Genomic DNA, 16,941 nt, shown 5'->3' on the forward strand with positions numbered 1-16,941 from the left:
GGAAAGTTTCCTAACAGTCCAGTGCGAAGAGGCAGGTGCGATCCTCGTGGCCGGAACCACCCCCGGGACCCCGCGTGTGCTGCGCGCCATGAACGACCGTGCCGCACTCGATCTGCTGCTGGAGCACGGTCCCCTCTCCCGCAGCCGGATCGGCAGGCTCACCGGTCTGTCCAAGCCCACCGCCTCCCAGCTGCTGGCCCGGCTGGAGGCCGCGGGCCTCGTCGTCGCCACCGGCACCACCGCGGGGCGGCCGGGACCGAGCGCCCAGTTGTACGCCGTCAACGCCCGCGCCGCCTACGCCGCCGGGCTCGACGTCACCCCGCATCGCATCCGCGCCGCCGTCGCCGACCTCACCGGCGCGACCGTCGGCGAGTTCGAGCTGCCCACCCCCGGGCGGCGTGCGCAGAGCGTCGTCCGGCAGGTCACCGACGCGCTCGACGGCGCCGTCAAGGCCGCCGGCGTCACCCGCGCCGAGGTCCACCGCACGGTCGTCGGCACGCCCGGCGCCTTCGACCCCTCGACGGGCCGCCTGCGTTATGCCTCCCACCTACCCGGCTGGCACTCCCCCACCCTGCTGGACGAACTCGCCGCGGCGCTGCCGATGCCCGTCGAGTACGAGAACGACGTCAACCTCGTCGCCGTCGCCGAGCAGCGCGGCGGCGCCGCCCACGGCCACGAGGACTTCGTCCTGCTGTGGAACGAGGAGGGCCTCGGCGCCGCCGTCGTCATCGGCGGCCGGCTGCACCGCGGCTTCACCGGCGGCGCCGGCGAGGTCGGCTTCCTGCCCGTTCCGGGGACTCCGCTGGTCCGCCAGGTGACCAAGGCGAACAGCGGCGGCTTCCAGGAACTGGCCGGCGCCCAGGCTCTGCCCCGGCTCGCGCGGGAGCTCGGCATCCAGGACGTCGGCAGCGGTCCGCACACGGAGGTCGCCGCGGCGCTGCTCGCCCGTGCCGCCGAGGCGGACTCGGGGCCGTACCGGCAGCTGCTCGACGCGTACGCGACCGGGCTCGCGACCGGGCTCGCGTCCATGGTCGCCGTGCTCGACCCGGAGCTCGTCGTCCTGTCCGGCGCGGTGATCGTCGCCGGCGGGGAGCCGCTGCTCGAGCGCGTCCAGGGCGAGCTCACCGAACTGGCGGCCTCCAGGCCCCGGCTGGTGCTCGGCTCGGTGCGCCGCGGCCCGGTGCTGCGGGGCGCGCTGGAAAGCGCCCTGGCCACGACCCGCGACGAGGTCTTCGACACCTCCCGCTGAACCCCCACGTCTCCGCTTCCCCTACCGCGACTCCGTCCTCGCCGACTCCGGCCTCATCGCAGGAGACATCGCCATGCCCGCACACCGCCGGACCACTGCCGCCGCGCTCGCGGCGGCGTCCTTCAAGGACGTCCACCAGAGCGACCGGAACCCGACCACGGCGGCCACGCCGCTGATCACGACACCGGTGAGCGTGGTCTTCTTCTTCGCACACAAGGCCTTCATCGAGGGCGCCACCCTGACCGGAGCGAAGGGCTGATCCATGAGACTCGCTGTTGTGGGGGGCGGTTCCACCTACACGCCCGAGCTGATCGACGGCTTCGCGCGGATGCGCGACACGCTGCCGGTCTCCGAACTGGTGCTGATCGACCCGGCCGCCGACCGCCTCGAACTCGTCGGCGGCCTGGCCCGCCGGATCTTCGCCAGGCAGGGCCACGACGGACGGATCGTCACCACCCGCGACCTGGACGCGGGCGTCGCCGACGCCGACGCGGTCCTGCTGCAGCTGCGCGTCGGCGGTCAGGCCGCCCGCCAACAGGACGAGACCTGGCCCCTGGAGTGCGGCTGCGTCGGCCAGGAGACGACGGGCGCGGGCGGCCTCGCCAAGGCGCTGCGCACCGTTCCGGTGGTGCTCGGCATCGCCGAGCGCGTCCGCCGCGCCAGCCCCAACGCGTGGATCATCGACTTCACCAATCCGGTCGGCATCGTGACGCGGGCGCTGCTCCGGGCCGGTCACCGCGCGGTGGGCCTGTGCAATGTCGCCATCGGGCTCCAGCGCAAGTTCGCGAAGCTCCTCGACGCCGACCCGGCCGGCGTCCACCTCGACCATGTGGGGCTCAACCACCTCACCTGGGAGACCGGTGTACGCCTCGGCGGCCCCGACGGCACCGACATGCTGCCCCGGCTGCTCGCCGAGCACGGCGACGCCATCGCCGACGATCTGCGGCTGCCGCGCCCGCTGCTGGACCGGCTCGGCGTTGTCCCCTCGTACTACCTGCGCTATTTCTACGCGCACGACGAGGTGGTGCGGGAGCTGCGCACCAAGCCGTCGCGGGCGGCGGAGGTCGCGGAGATGGAGCGCCGGCTGCTCACGATGTACGGCGACCCGGCTCTCGACGAGAAGCCGGACCTGCTCGCCCGGCGCGGTGGCGCCTTCTACTCCGAGGCCGCCGTCGACCTCGCCGCGTCGCTGCTGGGCGGCGCGGGCAGTCCGGTGCAGGTGGTGAACACCTGGAACGAGGGCACCCTGCCGTTCCTGCCGGACGACGCGGTCGTCGAGGTGCAGGCCCGGGTCGGCACGGACGGCGCCGCACCGCTGGCCGTGCCGGAGCTCGATCCGCTGTACGCGGGGCTGATCGCCGATGTGACGGCGTACGAGGACCTGGCGCTGGATGCCGCGCTGCGCGGCGGACGCGACCGGGTCTTCAAAGCCCTGCTGGCCCACCCGCTGATCGGCCAGTACGCGTACGCGGAGAAGCTCACCGACCAGCTGATCGCGCACAACCGGGAGCACCTGGCGTGGGCGTGACCGGCATCCCCGGGAGCCGCCCCGGTGCGGTGGGCCCGTCGGGGAGCCCGTCGGCCGGGCCGGCCGGGGGGAGCTCCCGTGGACCCCGCGGAGTGGTCATCGCCATCGACGCGGGGAACAGCAAGACCGATGTGGCCTGCGTCGGCACCGACGGGGCAGTCCTCGCATCGGCGAGGGGGCCCGGATTCCAGCCGCCGAAGGTCGGCGTCACCGCGGCTGTGGACACGCTCGCGTCGACGGTCGGCGAGGCGCTCGCCACCGCCCGGGCCCGCGGCACGCCGGCCGGCGCCGCCGAGCATGTCTCTGCCTGTCTCGCCAACGCCGACCTGCCGGTGGAGGAGGCGCAGTTGACGGCGGCTCTGCACGAGCGCGGGTGGGGGCGCACGACGCAGGTGCTCAACGACACCTTCGCCGTTCTGCGCGCCGGGGTCGACGAGCCGCGGGGCGTCGCCGTGGTGTGCGGCGCGGGCATCAACTGCGTGGGAATGCTGCCGGACGGCCGCACCGCGCGCTTCCCGGCCGTCGGGAAGCTCTCGGGTGACTGGGGCGGCGGGGCCGGACTCGCCGACGAGGCACTGTGGTTCGCGGCACGCGCCGAGGACGGGCGCGGCGAGCCGACGGCGCTGGCCCGCACGCTTCCCGCGCACTTCGGTCTCGACTCGATGTACGCGCTGATCGAGGCGCTGCACCTGGGCCGTATCGCGGCCGTGCGCAAACACGAGCTGACTCCGCTGCTGTTCGCCGCCGGGGCGGACGGTGACCCGGTGGCGCGCGGTCTGGTGCGCCGGCTCGCGGAGGAGGTGGTCGCCATGGCCGCGGTGGCACTGGGACGGCTGGACCTTCTGGAGGAGGAGGTGCCGCTGGTGCTGGGCGGCAGCGTGCTCGCGGCGCGGCACCCCCGGCTCGACGCGGACCTCGCCGAACTGCTGGCCCTCAAGGCCCCCAGGGCGGTGGTGCGCGTGGTGACGGCGGCGCCGGTGCTGGGCGCGGCGCTGCTCGGACTTGACCACGTCGCCGCAGCGCCCGAGGCTCACCGCACGCTGCGGGCCCGGTACGGGGGTTGAGGCCCAGGGTGGCCGCGCGCGCCGTCCCGCTCCCTGGGGCGGGGCGGGCGGCGCGCGCGTATTCGGCCAGGGGCCCGGTCCGGCGCGGCGCACGTTCACCCGTTCGGTGGGAACCGGGCCGGGCCGGGAAGCGTATTCACTGTGGGGACAAGGGTGGGGGGACGGGCCTGGCACGACGCCGACGGGGGCCCGGGACGCGAAGAGTTGCACAAGATCCAGTCAATTGTGGTGTGAAGCAGTCCCCTGCGGCCATACTGCTGGCCGGGAGTTGTCCCAGGACCCGCCGGGGGGCGGGCCGTCGGCGACCGAGGGGGAGGTCACGTGACACACCCGCCGAATGCGCGCACCGCGCCCCGGCCGGCCGCGCCCGTGCCCGTGCCCGCACGGCCTCCGGCAGGACCGGCGCCCCGCGGCGCCTGGGCCGAGGGGAAGCGACGGCTGCGGGCGGCGGCGACGACCGAACCGGGGCGGCTGCAGATCATCGGGGCCGTGCTCGCGGGGCTGGTGGTGCTGTTCGGCGCGGTGACGGCGTGGGAGGTCGCCGACCGGGCCGCCTCCGCCGACGACGTGGTGAGCCGGAGCCAGCCGCTCAGCGCGGACGCCGCCTCCATCTACCGCTCGCTGGCCGACGCGGACACGGCGGCGTCCAGCGGCTTCCTGGCCGGCGCCGAGGAGCCCCGCGACGTCCACCAGAGGTACGAGAAAGACATCGCGCTCGCGTCACGGCTGCTGGTCAAGGCCGCGACGAACACCGACAGTTCGAGCGAGTCGGGCCGTCAGATCGCCGAGCTGAACGAGCAGCTTCCGCGGTACACGGGCCTGATAGAGACCGCCCGCGCGAACAACAGGCTCGGCCGGCCGCTCGGCGGCGCGTATCTGCGCTTCGCCAACGAGCTGATGACCAAGCAGCTCCTGCCCGCCGCCCAGCGGCTGTACGACGCGGAGACGGCGCGGCTGGAGCAGGACGACGAGGACGCGCGCTTCTGGCCGGTGCTCTCGCTGGCGGCCGGCGTGGTCGCCCTCGCCGTGCTGGTGTGGGCCCAGCGGCGCAACTACCGCCGCACGAACCGGGTCTTCAACCAGGGGCTCCTCGCCGCCACCGCGGCGTCCACCGTGCTGCTGCTGTGGCTGGCGGTCGGGCACACAGTGGCCCGCGCCCAGCTGAACGACGCCAAGGCGCACGGCCAGCAGTCCCTCAAGGTCCTGGGCGACGCCCGCATCAACTCGCTGAAGGCCCGGGCCAACGAGAACCTGACGCTGGTCGCCCGGGGCGCGGTGCTGACCGACGACGGCAAGAGCGACAAGTACGAGACGGAGTACGCCGGCGGCATGGCGCGGCTCGGCGAGCAGCTGGGCCGGGCGCAGCGGCTGGCCGACGACGCCGAGGGGCGCGGTCCGGTCGAGGACGCCGTGCGGAGCGTGTCGCAGTGGCAGACGCGCCACAAGGACGTGACCGCCACCGACAGGGCGGGCGACTACGACGGTGCGGTGCACAAGGTCATCGGTGGCAAGGGCTCCACGGACGAGTCGTTCGACCAGGTGGACAAGGCGCTGGAGAAGGCGCTGGCGCACGAGCAGCGGGAGTTCACCGAGGCTGCGGAGGACGGGCGCGGAGCGCTCGGCGGTCTGCCGGCCGGGGCGGCGCTGCTGGCCCTGCTCGGGGCCGTGGCGGCGATCCTGGGCATCAACCGCAGGCTTTCGGAGTACCGGTGAGAGGGGGAGAGATGACGGACACCAGGTCGGACTCGCGTCCGAGGCGCCCTCGGCGGCCGAGCAGCCTGCGCGGCTGGGGCGGTGTCGCGGGGATGGCCGCCGCGTGCGCGCTGACCGCGGCCGTCACACTGCTGCCGCTGGCCCACGGCGGCGCGGACGCCCTCAGCCCGCACCCCGCCGGTCAGGGCATCGCGGTTTCCGGCACGGCGGACGACTGCGAGGACCCGGAGGCGTCACTGCGCCCGTCCTCGGCCGGCGGACCGAACATCGACGCGATCAAGGAGCGGGGCAAGCTGATCGTCGGCGTCGACCAGAACAGCTACCGCTGGGGCTACCGGAATCCGGGCGGCGGCCAGAAGGGCGCGGACGGTCCGGCGGGCGGCGGCACTGCGGGGCCGGGGGGACCGGGCGGTCGGACCGGCGGCGTCCTCGAGGGCTTCGACATCGACCTCGCCCGCGCCATCGCCGAGAACATCGTCGGCAGCAAGGACGCCGTCATCTTCCGCGCGATACCGACCAACCAGCGCATCGCCGCGCTCGACAGCGGCGCGGTGGACATCGTGGTGCGCACCATGACGATCAACTGCGCCCGGATCGAGCAGGTCGCGTTCTCCACGGCGTACTTCCAGGCGGGACAGCAGGTCCTCGCGCCGAAGAGCTCGCCGATCACCGGGTACGACACGTCCCTGGCCGGCAAGCGGGTGTGTTCGGCCGAGGGATCGACGGCGTACGAGGCGCTGGAGAAGAACAGCTTCGGCGCCACGTTCCGGGACGAGCACGACGGGCAGCCGGCCGACGAGGACCTGTACACCGTGCCGAACCAGCTGGACTGCCTCGTCAGGCTCCAGCAGGGCCTGGTCGACGCGATCGTCACGGACAACGCCCTGGCGGCGGGCCAGGCCGCCCAGGACCCGGCGATCGAGCTCAAGGGCGGCAAGCCGTTCACCACCGAGTACTACGGCGTGGCCACCAAGCTGGGCAAGGACGACCTCGTGCGCCGGGTGAACCAGGTGCTCGTCGACTACCGCAAGGGGCCCTGGATGCAGTCGTACAGCAAGTGGCTGGCCGCCGATCTGCCCGGCATAACGGCGCCGCCGGAGCCGAAGTACCGGGCGGAGTAGGCCGGCGCCGGTGAGGCTCGCCGGGCGGCTGCCCCGGTGGACGGCCCGGGGCACGAGCGGCAGGACGGGCACGGCCTGGACGGGTCCCGGCCCGGTCCGCAACAGTTCGGACCAGTTCGGAACGGTTCGACAAACGAGACGAACGGAGAGGTGATCGATGGGCGTCGCGGGACCCTTCCCCGGCTCGGCGGGGACGCCGCACGGGCCGGTGATGGACCGGGACGAGGTGGACCGTGCGCTGGCGCGGCTCGGCGCGGAGCACGAGGCGGTCGAGACCTCGCTCCTCGCCCTCCAGGACCACGCCGGGCGACGGCTCCTCGAAGGAGCCGAGCTGACCGGCGTCACCAAGGAGCGCTGGGCGACCGCCGAGCAGTCGATCACGCTGCTGTGGAACTACTTCGACGCGTACACCGCCGCGCTGACGGACATCCGTGAACTGCGCGCGCGCCGCCGCTGGTCCAGCCGCGAGGACCTGGCCGAGCTGACCGAGCGGCTGCGCGGCCGCAGCGTGACGGTGGCCGGCCAGGCCGCGGCTCCGGCTCCGTCGCTCACCGGCCCCGCCCGGCTCTCCGAGCAGTTCACGCTCGAGGAGCTGGTCGCCCGGATGAACGAGCTGTACGCGGCCGCGCTCGACATGGTCGTCGCCGCGGACGCGGTGTGGTCGGCGCTGCCCGCCCGCATCGACCTGCTCTCCGCCGAGCTGCAGCGCACCCGTTCGCTCGCCCGTTCCGTGGGTGTCCGGCCCGGGGAGCACCCGTCCGGGGACGACCTGGAGGACATCACCGACGAGCTGTCCACGCTGCGTGCCCAGGTGGTGTCCGACCCGCTCGCCTTCTGGCGGCCCGCGCCCGGCAGTTCGGCGCCGGGCGGCGGCCGCCCGGACACCGACCGCTACGACCGCGCCGCGCGCGCCCTGGAGGACGTGCGGCGGGAGATCGAGGCCGTCCTCCGGGTCCGGCAGGACTCGGAGGAGCGGCTGCTGAGGCTGCGCGACGTGCTCTCGCGCGCCGACCGGACGCTGACCGAGGCCCGCTCGGCGCGCGGTGAGGTGCTGGCGAAGATCGCCGCGTCCGAGGTGCCCGCGGTCAGCGGGCCGCCCACGGCCCTCCAGGAGCGGCTGGCCACGGCCGCCGAGTACCGGCGGCACTCCCAGTGGCACCGGCTGTCGCCGCTGCTGGAGTCGCTGGAGCGGGAGGCCGAGGACGAACTGCACCGCGCCAGGGAGTCGTTGACGGCCGTGACCGCGCCGCTGGCCGTGCGCGCCGAGCTGCGCGGCCGGCTCGACGCCTACAAGGCCAAGGTCGCCCGGCACGGCATGGCGGAGGACCCGCTGCTGATCGAGCGGTACGACGCGGCCCGGCGGATGCTGTGGAGCGCGCCGTGCGATCTGCGGGCCGCCGAGCAGGCGGTGCTGCGCTACCAGCAGGCCGCCGCCGAGGTGCTGGTGCCCAGACAGGGCGGAGCGGAGCCCGAGGACCGCAGGGGGGATTCATGAGCGGGACGACGAACTGCCAGCGGCCCGGCTGCGAGGGCTCGTACGAGGACATGGGCGGCGGTGAGATGTATTGCGGCACGTGCGGTCTCGCGCCCGTCGTGTCCTCCACCGGCATGGTCGGCTCGCAGCCCACCGGCATCGCGGGCGGCGGCCGGGACTCGTCGTCGGCGCGCGGCGGTTCGCGCTCCTCCCGGACGTCGTCCCGGTCGTCGTCCTCGCACCGTTCGGTGTCGGGCAGGCTGTCGCGGTCGCTGACCGGCAGCAGCACGTCCTCGCGCTCCGTCTCGGTGCGCAGCTCCGGTTCGTCCTCCGCCTCCTCGGGACGCGGCAGGCTGGGCGCCGGCCTGGTCACCGTGCCGGAGGTGCCGCGGCCGGACCCGCGTACGGCGGTGATGGCCGACCCCGAGGTGCCGGAGCGGAAGCGGTTCTGCTCGCGCTCCGACTGCGGGGCGCCGGTGGGCCGCGCACGCGGAGACCGCCCCGGGCGCACGGAGGGCTTCTGCACCAAGTGCGGTCACCCGTACTCCTTCGTGCCCAAGCTCAAGGGCGGCGACATCGTGCACGGCCAGTACGAGGTCGTGGGCTGCCTGGCGCACGGCGGTCTCGGCTGGGTGTACCTGGCGGTGGACCGCGCGGTGTCCGACCGGTGGGTGGTCCTGAAGGGCCTGCTGGACACGGGGGACCAGGACGCGATGGCCGCGGCGATCTCGGAGCGCCGCTTCCTCGCCGAGATCGAGCACTCCAACATCGTCCGCATCTACAACTTCGTGGAGCACCTCGACCAGCGCACCGGCTCCCTGGACGGCTACATCGTCATGGAGTACGTGGGCGGCAAGTCGCTGAAGGAGATCGCCAACGAGCGCCGCGGCCCGGACGGACGGCGCGACCCGCTGCCGGTCGAGCAGGCGTGCGCGTACGGCATCGAGGCGCTGGAGGCACTCGGCCACCTGCACAGCAGGAACCTGCTCTACTGCGACTTCAAGGTCGACAACGCCATCCAGCAGCAGGACCAGCTCAAGCTGATCGACATGGGCGCGGTCCGCAGGATGGACGACGACGAGTCCGCCATCTACGGGACCGTCGGCTACCAGGCTCCCGAGGTCGCGGAGGTCGGCCCGTCCGTGGCCTCCGACCTGTACACGGTCGCGCGCACGCTCGCGGTGCTGACCTTCGACTTCCAGGGCTACACGAACATGTTCGTGGACTCCCTGCCCGACCCGGAGCACATCCAGGTCTTCCGCACGTACGAGTCGTTCTACCGGCTGCTGGTGCGCGCCACCGACCCGGATCCGGGGCGCCGGTTCGCCTCGGCCCAGGAGATGGCCGAGCAGCTGACGGGAGTGCTGCGGGAGGTCGTCGCGATGCAGACGGGCCGGCCCCGCCCGGCGCTGTCGACGCTGTTCGGGCCCGAAGTCCGCGTCACCGACACCCAGTTGTTCGCGGAGCTCGACGAGGACGTCTCGGTGCTCGGCGCCCGTCCGGCCGCGGGCGCGCGCCGCCCGAGGGCCCAGGCGTCCGGGAGCTCCCCGGCAGCCGCCGCGGTGGGGCCCGGGGCGCCACCGTCGCCGTCGCTGCCGAGCGCGCCCCCGCCGCCGGCCGGCCTCCCCGGCCCCTCCGCCCCTGCCCCCGTGCCCGCCCAGCGCACACCGGACGGCGCGACCGCCCTTCCGGCGCTCGCCCCGCACCTCGCCGCGCTCGACACGCGCGGGACGGCCCTCGCCCTGCCGGTCCCCCGGGTCGACCCCAACGATCCGAACGCGGGCTTCCTCGCCGGTCTGATGGCCTCGGCCCCCGCCGAGCTGATCGCCGCGCTGCACGCGGCCGCGGCGAGTTCGCCGGAGACACTGCTGCGGGAGCTGCGCGCCCGGCTGGAGACGGGCGATGTCGCGTCGGCGGCCGAGACGCTCGCCACACTGGAGAGTTCGCGGCCGGACGACTGGCGCGTCGTCTGGTACCGGGGCGTCACCTCGCTGGTGACGGGCGACCACGAGGCGGCGGCGCTGTCGTTCGACGCGGTCTACGACGCGTTCCCTGGCGAGAGCGCGCCCAAGCTCGCGCTCGGCCTGTGCGCCGAGGTGCTCGGCCAGCTCGACAACGCCGCGGAGTACTACCGCCTGGTGTGGACGACCGACCCGAGCTTCGTCAGCGCCGCGTTCGGGCTCGCCCGCGTGCAGATCGCCGCGGGCGACCGTGCCGGGGCCGTACGGACGCTGGAGTCGGTGCCCGAGGTGTCCATCCACTACACGGCGGCGCGGGTGGCCGCCGTGCGGGCGAGACTTCGTCGGCGCGCCGCGCACGAGCCTCTTCTGGGCGACCTGTCGGCGGCCGCCGCGCAGGTGGACGCCCTGGGCGGCTTCGGTCTCGACCCGGTGCGACGCGAGAAGCTGACGACCGAGGTGCTGGGGACGGCGCTCGACTGGGTACTCTCCGGAAGTCCCGGAGCCCTGCCGTCCGTTCCGACCGCATCCCCCGCGCCGAGCGCGAGCACACCGACCGTGCTGCTCGGCAGCGAACTGGACGAGCGCGGCCTGCGCTTCGGCCTGGAGCGCTCCTACCGGGTCCTGGCCCGGCTCGCCCAGCGCGGTGAGGAGCGGATAGAGCTGGTGGAGCGGGCCAACCGCTACCGCCCCCGGACGTGGGTGTGATTGATGGCGCAGATGCACCAGCCGGCCAAGGGCACGGCCTGCCCCAGCTGCGAGGAGCCGGTGGAGCCCGGCGACCGGTTCTGCGGAGCCTGCGGGTACGACCTGTCGGCCCTGCCCGCACCGTCGCCGGACCGGCCCACCCTGGCCATCGGGACACCCGTGGAGTGGCCGGCCGCCGCCGGCGCCGACACGTCGGGCATGTCGCCGCGCACACAGCAGCCCGGGGACCTGCCGGGCACCGACTCCGACGGCGGTGAGCTGTCGGGCCCCGGCGTGCGCTACGACACCCCGCCCTCGGGCGACTTCGAGCTGGCCGCCCCGGATCCCGCCAGGGCCGCGCCGGCCGACCCGCGCGCCGCCGGGCTCCCGCCGGCGCCGGAGGCCTCAAAGGCGCCGGACGGCAAGCTGTGCGTGGCCTGCCGGTCGGGCCACGTCGATCCCGACGGCTACTGCGAGCACTGCGGCCACGCCCAGCCGCGCGAACGCGACCACATGGAGCAGGAGCTCGAGTCGGTCGCCGCCGTCAGCGACCGCGGCCTGCGCCACCACCGCAACGAGGACGCGTTCGCGGTCTCCGCCACCTCCCTGCCGGACGGTTCGCCCGCCGTCGTCGCGGTCGTCTGCGACGGCGTCTCGTCGGCGACCCGCCCGGACGAGGCGTCCGCGGCGGCCGCCCGCGCGGCCAGCGAGCAGCTGCTCGACTCGCTGCCGCGCGGCACCCACCCGCAGCAGGCCATGCACGAGGCGATCGTCGCCGCCGCCACGGCGGTCAACTCCCTTGCCCAGGACACCGGAAGCGAGGACCCCGACCAGGGCGGCCGGCAGAACGCGCCGGCGTGCACGATCGTCAGTGCCGTCGCCGCGGGCGAACTGCTGGTCGTCGGCTGGGTCGGCGACAGCCGTGCCTACTGGGTGCCCGACGACCGCAGCGGCCCGCCCGCGCGGCTCACCGAGGACGACTCGTGGGCGGCACAGATGGTCGCCGCCGGCCTGATGAACGAGGCCGAGGCGTACGCGGACGAGCGCGCGCACGCGATCACGGGCTGGCTGGGCGCCGACGCGTACGAACTGGACCCGCACACCGCGTCGTTCAAGCCGGACCGCTCCGGCGTCGTCGTGGTCTGCACGGACGGCCTGTGGAACTACGCGGAGGGCGCGGACGAGATGGCCCGGGCCGTCCCCGCCGACGCGGCCGAACGGCCGTTGCGCAGCGCCCAGGTACTGGTCGGCCACGCCCTCGACGGCGGCGGCCACGACAACGTCACCGTGGCGGTGCTGCCGTTCACGGTCCCGGCCGAAGGGGCGGCACCCGCCTGACGGTGGCCGCCCCGGGGGCCTGCCCGCTCCTTCCTCGACCACGCCCCGACCGTTCCGACCGACCGCCTCACGACCACGCCGCAACGGTCCACCGGGCCGCGCCCCGCCCCGCGGCCCCCGGGACCTCCCGCCCCGCGTCCCGTCCCGACCGTCCTGACCTGTCCTGAGCTGTCCCGACTCTCTGCCCAGGTGGAGCCCCGAGGAGCCGATGCAGATGGCCGTTTTCTCCAAGTCCCAGGTGCCGCAGTTCTCGGTCGACGTCTACCAGAACGAATACCTTCCGGAGGGCGGCCGCGAGGTCAACGCGATCGTCACGGTGACGGCGACCGGTGGCGGCACCACCGGCGGCGTTCCGCTGCCGAGGGCGACGCCGACGCCCTCGGCCGTACCGGACCCGGCGGCGCCGGCCGCCGGGGTCGTGATCATGGTCGACTGCTCCGGCTCCATGGACCATCCGCCGACGAAGATGCGCAACGCCCGCGACGCCACCGCCGCCGCCGTCGACACCCTGCGCGACGGTGTCGCGTTCGCCGTGGTCGCGGGCACCCACAAGGCGGAGGAGGTCTACCCGGGCGGCGGGCGGCTCGCCGTCGCCGATCCGGCCACCCGTGCCCAGGCCAAGGAGGCGCTGCGCCGGCTGCGCGGGGGCGGCGGCACCGCGATCGGCGCCTGGCTGCGGCTGACCGACCGGCTGCTCTCCTCCGCGGACCTGGCCATCCGCCACGGCATCCTGCTCACCGACGGCCGCAACGAGCACGAGTCGCCCGCGGACCTGCGCGCCGCGCTGGACGAGTGCGCGGGACGGTTCACCTGCGACGCCCGCGGCGTCGGCACGGACTGGGAGGTCAAGGAGGTCACCGGCATCGCCTCCGCGCTGCTCGGCACGGCCGACATCGTCGCCGATCCCAGCGGCCTGGCCGCCGACTTCACGCGGATGATGGAGCACGCGATGGGCAAGGGGGTCGCGGACGTGGCGCTGCGGCTGTGGACGCCCGTCGGCGTGGAGATCGCGTTCGTCAAGCAGGTCGCGCCGACCGTCGAGGACCTCACCGGGCGGCGTACCGAGGCCGGCCCCCGGGCCGGCGACTATCCGACCGGCTCCTGGGGCGACGAGTCGCGCGACTACCACATATGCGTCAGGGTCCCGGAGGCGGGAATCGGCCAGGAGATGCTGGCGGCGCGGGTCTCACTGATCGTCCCGGCGGCGGACGGCGGTGCTCCCGAGGTCCTGTCCCAGGGGCTCGTCAGGGCGGTCTGGACGGACGACATGGCGGCCTCGACCTCGATCAACCCGCAGGTCGCGCACTACACCGGCCAGGCGGAACTGGCCCAGGTCATCCAGCAGGGTCTGGACGCCCGCAAGGCGGGCGACATCGACGGCGCGACCGCGAAACTGGGGCGCGCCGTGCAGCTCGCGGCGCATTCGGGAAACGAGGACACTGCGAAACTGCTTTCGAAGGTGGTGGACGTCGTCGATGCGGCGACGGGTACTGTGCGACTGAAGGCGAAGGTCGCGGAGGCGGACGAGATGACTCTCGAGACGCGCTCCACCAAGACGGTTCGCGTGAAGAAGTAGACACGAACAGTACGCACGAGCGGACGTGATCGGCCCTGGGGCCGGAGAAGGAGAGGGGGACGCGCCGACATGCCGACCTGCCCGAACGGACACCAGTCGGGTTCCGACGACTGGTGCGAGGTCTGTGGCCACCGCATGGCCGGTCCTGGCGCTCCCACGGGAGCCGTTCCGCCACCGCCTCCCCCTCCGCCGTCCTACGGCTACCCGGGCCCGGGCGGCGATCCGAACGCCACCGCCCAGGCCGAGCTCTGCCCGCAGTGCCGTACGCCCCGTGAGGCCATGGCCCCCTTCTGCGAGGAGTGCCGGTACAACTTCCTCACGCACACGGCGACGTCGTACACGCCGCTGGCGCCGCCTCAGCAGCCCGGCCTGAACCTCCCGCCGGGCTTCCAGTCGCAGCCGGGGCCGCCCGGGCCGCCCCCGCACCAGGGCCCGCCGCCCCCGCCGCCCCACCAGGGGCCGCCCCCCGGCCCGCCCCCGCACCAGGGACCGCCGCCCGGCCCCCAGCAGCGTGACCCGTTCGAGTACCAGGGCTCGCGGCCGTCGCAGATGAACCGGCCCGCCGAGCCGCTCAGCCAGGAGCCGCCCGGGCCTCAGCAGCCTCCGCAGGCGTTCCAGCAGGGCGGTCCGCCGCCCCCGCCGCCCGCGTTCCAGCAGTCGGGGCCCGCCGCTCCGCCCGCACCGCCCGCACCGCAGCACACGGGCGGAGGCGACGACTGGATGCTGCCACCGCCGTCGCGTACCCAGTCGCCCCCGCCGCCGGCGACCCAGGGCCCCCCGGCGTCCCAAAGGGCGCAGAGTCCGCAGGGGCCCCAGGGACCCGCGCCGTTCCAGCAGCAGGGCGGGCAGTCCGCGCAGTTCCCGGGCGCGCGGGCCCCGATGGGCTGGACGGCCGTGATCGGGCCCGACCGCGAGTACTTCATGGCGATGATGCAGCGCAGCGGCCCGGAGGCCACGGGGCTCAACCTGCCCGCGTACTCCCCCGAGCAGCGACTGCCGCTCACCGGCACGCAGGTGACCATCGGCCGCCGCAGGCACTCGACGGGCGAGTCCCCGGACATCGACCTGTCCGTGCCGCCGGAGGATCCCGGCGTCTCGCACCAGCACGCGGTGCTGGTCCAGCAGCCGGACGGCTCGTGGGCGGTCGTCGACCAGAACTCGACGAACGGCACGACGCTCAACGGCGCCGAGGACCCGATCCAGCCCTATGTCCCGGTCCCGCTCAACGACGGCGACCGGGTCCACGTCGGCGCCTGGACGACGATCACGGTCCGCCGCGGCTGAAGCCCCCTCCCCCGGACCGGGCCACCGGTCCGGGGCTGGCCACGCCCGAGGCGGACAGGTACAGAGTCCAGCCCGAGCCTCTGGCCACCGTCATCCAGGGCGAGCCCGGCGAGAGCGGGGAGGGCAGCCAGGCGCCAGGCGCGTCGAAGCCCAAAGACGAGGGGCGTTCTGGACCACCTCGACGACCTCATCGACTTCTTCCGTCCGACCAGCTTCTCCTTCGCTCCCACGCGTTCGACTACCCAACGTGCCCCGATTCATGGACCCCGAGCCGACCGCCCCCACGCCCGCCCCCTCCGCGCAGCCCAGCGACCTCCGCCTACCCTGAGCCTCAAACGCTCGACGCGTAACCACAGGTCAGCCGAGCGGGCAGCTGAGATAGGGATGGTGCCGGTTGGGGCAGCACACCACGTTCAGCGAGACGATGCTGCCCGACCGGTTGTAGTACACCCAGCTCACGTCGACGCCGACCGGCAGGACTTCGAGCGCATACTCCCGCCTCGTCTCCAGACTCGCGTACGCCCGCCGCCCGTCCTCGCGCTCCATCGGCGGGTTGTCGAGGAAGTGCTTCGTCATCCAGTCGAGGGGCGCGGTGGTGTCAGTCCACGTCCGCTCATGCGACGCCTGCTTGCGCTTCAAAAGCCAGTAACCCGACATCATGGGCGGCAGGTTCGAGGCCGGGAACTCGGCTGCGACCTCGCGATACCGCTGAAGGATGCGGATGGCCGTCTTGTCCTCGTCGGAAGCAGGAGGCGCGGGAGGGTCAGGATGCGGAGGCCGCCGGTCACCTTCCCGGTGGTAGCTGTCGGGCGATCCGATCCACGGGCCGTAGGCGTGGAAGTGTCCTGTCCAGGTCATGCGCGCCTTCCTGGGAGAGAAGGCGGGCCGCCCTCGCCAGTGCGAGGACGACCCACCGGGGTTGAGATGTGTAGCAGGGTCAGGCGGTAAGGCCCCGCCGCTTCACCCAGCCGAGGGCGAAGTCGTCCAGCTCGGACCCGGTGTAGCGCAGCTCCTTGCCAGCGCCCTCGGGCTTGGAGTCGCGGACGATGAACGAGTCGGCCGCGCCGGGGATGGCGACGAAGTCGACGCAGCCCTCGGTGCAGGGGCCGCCGCAGAAGTTCGTCGTCGTCACGTCGCCGCTGACGGGCAGTTCGTAGATGTTCTCCATGGGGTATTCCTCCCTGGTGCAACTGCGCTGCGGAGATGCGGTCTCCGCGCCGTCGTGCACTTGCCGACCCACCCCGGCCCGACCTGTCCTAGGGGGCGGCCGGGGTGGGCGCTGGGTTCCGCCCCCGAAGGGGGTGAGCCGAGGGGGAATCGACCGGGGCCTCACCTCGGGGGCGGAAGATCATGTGGTCAGCTCCCAGTAGGCGGTCATGAGCACCACGGAGGTGAGGATCATGAGCCCTTGGAAGATCCACTGACGCCAGCCGGGCGGGCGTCTGTGCCGACCTCCCGGCCGGTGAGGAGGCCGACCGCCAGAGCAACGATGAGGCCGAGCAGGGTGAGTACGTAAACCACCTGTTGCGCTCTGGGGCTCACGCTGCACCCGTCCCGCTCCTCTGGGTGTAGATCCACAGCAGCCGGCGCGTCAGGTCGGCGACCTCGCGCATGAAGAAGTAGGCCGTGAAGGTCGGCGCGTTCTCGGTGGGACGGTTCTTCAGGTCGAGCACCCTGTACGCCTTGCGGCGCTGCTGCCTGACCATCTCGTCCTGGTCAGAGCCCAGTTCTTCGGCAAGGAGCAGTTGCAGGTGCCCGACCAAGACCGGCGTCTTGGCGTCGATGTGCTCGCGGGTCGAAGTGCCCAGCCCCATGGCGAGCGCTGCGTTGGTGCTGTCAGTGATCAGCTCGACATCGATCGTTCCGTCACCGTCTTCGGCCCTCGTCACGTCGAATCTGCTCGTCTCGGTCTTCACGGCGTTTCCCTCGCTGACTGACGGCGGTTTCAC

Annotated in this window: 13 protein-coding genes and 1 pseudogene; 11 read left to right on the top strand and 3 right to left on the bottom strand. The window is 73.7% G+C overall.

All coding sequences use genetic code 11. The annotated features are described in order from the left end of the window. Positions 1-46 precede the first annotated feature (46 nt). The 11 genes and pseudogenes from AB0K02_RS02695 to AB0K02_RS02745 all read left to right on the top strand — a co-directional run bounded on the left by AB0K02_RS02695 (position 47) and on the right by AB0K02_RS02745 (position 14,992). Entirely contained in the window at positions 47-1,249 is a 1,203-nt protein-coding gene (locus AB0K02_RS02695) for an ROK family transcriptional regulator (protein WP_365990498.1), read from the top strand. A gap of 118 nt (positions 1,250-1,367) precedes the next feature. Beyond that, a pseudogene (locus AB0K02_RS02700) lies at positions 1,368-1,508 on the top strand (carbohydrate ABC transporter permease); the annotation flags it as partial. 3 nt (positions 1,509-1,511) lie between these two features. Next, on the top strand, positions 1,512-2,777 hold the full coding sequence (locus AB0K02_RS02705; RefSeq protein WP_365990499.1) for a 6-phospho-beta-glucosidase: 1,266 nt from the start codon (positions 1,512-1,514) through the stop codon (positions 2,775-2,777). A gap of 92 nt (positions 2,778-2,869) precedes the next feature. Further along, positions 2,870-3,841: a BadF/BadG/BcrA/BcrD ATPase family protein gene (locus AB0K02_RS02710; RefSeq protein WP_365990500.1), complete on the top strand. Its 972-nt coding sequence runs from the start codon at positions 2,870-2,872 to the stop codon at positions 3,839-3,841. 375 nt (positions 3,842-4,216) lie between these two features. Continuing rightward, positions 4,217-5,554, top strand: coding sequence for a hypothetical protein (locus tag AB0K02_RS02715; RefSeq protein ID WP_365990739.1), 1,338 nt, complete (start codon positions 4,217-4,219; stop codon positions 5,552-5,554). 11 nt (positions 5,555-5,565) lie between these two features. Then, on the top strand, positions 5,566-6,675 hold the full coding sequence (locus AB0K02_RS02720) for a glutamate ABC transporter substrate-binding protein (protein WP_365990501.1): 1,110 nt from the start codon (positions 5,566-5,568) through the stop codon (positions 6,673-6,675). Between the two features lie 157 nt (positions 6,676-6,832). Beyond that, positions 6,833-8,170, top strand: coding sequence for a hypothetical protein (locus AB0K02_RS02725; RefSeq protein WP_365990502.1), 1,338 nt, complete (start codon positions 6,833-6,835; stop codon positions 8,168-8,170). Continuing rightward, positions 8,167-10,815, top strand: coding sequence for a tetratricopeptide repeat protein (locus tag AB0K02_RS02730; protein ID WP_365990503.1), 2,649 nt, complete (start codon positions 8,167-8,169; stop codon positions 10,813-10,815). Before AB0K02_RS02725 ends, AB0K02_RS02730 begins: the two co-directional genes overlap by 4 nt. Positions 10,816-10,818: 3 nt before the next feature. Beyond that, a complete protein-coding gene (locus tag AB0K02_RS02735; protein ID WP_365990504.1) occupies positions 10,819-12,132 on the top strand; it encodes a PP2C family serine/threonine-protein phosphatase in 1,314 nt (437 codons plus the stop codon). 214 nt (positions 12,133-12,346) lie between these two features. After that, positions 12,347-13,708 carry a VWA domain-containing protein gene (locus AB0K02_RS02740; protein ID WP_365990505.1) on the top strand — a complete coding sequence of 454 codons (1,362 nt, stop codon included), beginning with the start codon at positions 12,347-12,349 and terminating at the stop codon, positions 13,706-13,708. 69 nt (positions 13,709-13,777) lie between these two features. Continuing rightward, positions 13,778-14,992, top strand: a complete 1,215-nt coding sequence (locus AB0K02_RS02745) for an FHA domain-containing protein (protein ID WP_365990506.1) — start codon at positions 13,778-13,780, stop codon at positions 14,990-14,992. 357 nt (positions 14,993-15,349) lie between these two features. Here the strand turns inward: AB0K02_RS02745 and AB0K02_RS02750 are convergent, their stop codons facing one another. The 3 genes from AB0K02_RS02750 to AB0K02_RS02760 all read right to left on the bottom strand — a co-directional run bounded on the left by AB0K02_RS02750 (position 15,350) and on the right by AB0K02_RS02760 (position 16,908). Next, on the bottom strand, positions 15,350-15,850 hold the full coding sequence (locus AB0K02_RS02750; RefSeq protein ID WP_365990507.1) for a hypothetical protein: 501 nt from the start codon (positions 15,848-15,850) through the stop codon (positions 15,350-15,352). A gap of 79 nt (positions 15,851-15,929) precedes the next feature. Then, positions 15,930-16,160, bottom strand: a complete 231-nt coding sequence (locus AB0K02_RS02755) for a DUF397 domain-containing protein (RefSeq protein WP_365990508.1) — start codon at positions 16,158-16,160, stop codon at positions 15,930-15,932. Between the two features lie 370 nt (positions 16,161-16,530). Then, positions 16,531-16,908, bottom strand: a complete 378-nt coding sequence (locus AB0K02_RS02760; RefSeq protein WP_365990509.1) for a hypothetical protein — start codon at positions 16,906-16,908, stop codon at positions 16,531-16,533. Positions 16,909-16,941 lie beyond the last annotated feature (33 nt).

The organism is Streptomyces sp. NPDC049597, assembly GCF_040675505.1.
In the GTDB taxonomy this organism is placed as follows: Bacteria; Actinomycetota; Actinomycetes; order Streptomycetales; family Streptomycetaceae; genus Streptomyces.

Excerpts from the sequence above, each read along its gene's own strand:
- AB0K02_RS02725 (WP_365990502.1), top strand. The coding sequence starts at position 6,833 with ATGGGCGTCGCGGGACCCTTCCCCGGCTCGGCGGGGACGCCGCACGGG.
- AB0K02_RS02705 (WP_365990499.1), top strand. The coding sequence starts at position 1,512 with ATGAGACTCGCTGTTGTGGGGGGCGGTTCCACCTACACGCCCGAGCTG.
- AB0K02_RS02745 (WP_365990506.1), top strand. The coding sequence starts at position 13,778 with ATGCCGACCTGCCCGAACGGACACCAGTCGGGTTCCGACGACTGGTGC.
- AB0K02_RS02755 (WP_365990508.1), bottom strand. The coding sequence starts at position 16,160 with ATGGAGAACATCTACGAACTGCCCGTCAGCGGCGACGTGACGACGACG.
- AB0K02_RS02730 (WP_365990503.1), top strand. The coding sequence starts at position 8,167 with ATGAGCGGGACGACGAACTGCCAGCGGCCCGGCTGCGAGGGCTCGTAC.
- AB0K02_RS02735 (WP_365990504.1), top strand. The coding sequence starts at position 10,819 with ATGGCGCAGATGCACCAGCCGGCCAAGGGCACGGCCTGCCCCAGCTGC.
- AB0K02_RS02740 (WP_365990505.1), top strand. The coding sequence starts at position 12,347 with ATGGCCGTTTTCTCCAAGTCCCAGGTGCCGCAGTTCTCGGTCGACGTC.
- AB0K02_RS02720 (WP_365990501.1), top strand. The coding sequence starts at position 5,566 with ATGACGGACACCAGGTCGGACTCGCGTCCGAGGCGCCCTCGGCGGCCG.
- AB0K02_RS02750 (WP_365990507.1), bottom strand. The coding sequence starts at position 15,850 with ATGACCTGGACAGGACACTTCCACGCCTACGGCCCGTGGATCGGATCG.